The sequence below is a fragment of the Actinoplanes awajinensis subsp. mycoplanecinus genome (assembly GCF_001509495.1).
Taxonomy (GTDB): domain Bacteria; phylum Actinomycetota; class Actinomycetes; order Mycobacteriales; family Micromonosporaceae; genus Actinoplanes; species Actinoplanes palleronii.
The window spans coordinates 1-445 of record NZ_LLZH01000152.1 but is presented as its reverse complement, the minus strand read 5'-3'; the positions used below and the strand labels follow the sequence as shown (position 1 = coordinate 445).

The 445-nt window shown below is 66.1% G+C and carries 1 protein-coding gene; it reads left to right on the top strand.

All coding sequences use genetic code 11. The features are described from left to right. Positions 1-43: 43 nt before the first annotated feature. Positions 44-445: condensation domain-containing protein (locus tag ADL15_RS18200; protein ID WP_394326938.1), on the top strand; the 402-nt coding region annotated here is incomplete at its 3' end.

Here is a 445-nt window from a genome sequence, read left to right as displayed (position 1 = left end):
TCGGCAGGTGCGTGCGGCGTTGCGTGCGGCCGTGCGTCCTGAGGTGTTGCCGTTGTCGTTCGCGCAGCGCCGGCTCTGGTTCCTGCACCGGTTGGAAGGCCCGAACGCGACGTACAACATGCCGATGGCTCTGCACCTGACCGGAAATCTCACCGTAGAGGCGTTGCGCTCGGCGGTGCAGGACGTCGTCGATCGGCACGAGAGTCTGCGGACGGTGTTCCCGGAGATCGACGGCACGCCCTACCAGCAGATCCTGCACGGCGAGCAGGCTCGCATCGAGTTGCCCGTGCACCACATCGAACGCGAGCGCCTCAACGAAGAACTCAGCCGCGCCGCCCAATACGCCTTCGACCTCGGCCGGGAGTTGCCGTTGCGGGCGGTGTTGTTCGGGGCCGGTGGTGAGCATGTGTTGCTGTTGGTGTTGCATCACGTGGCTGGTGACGGC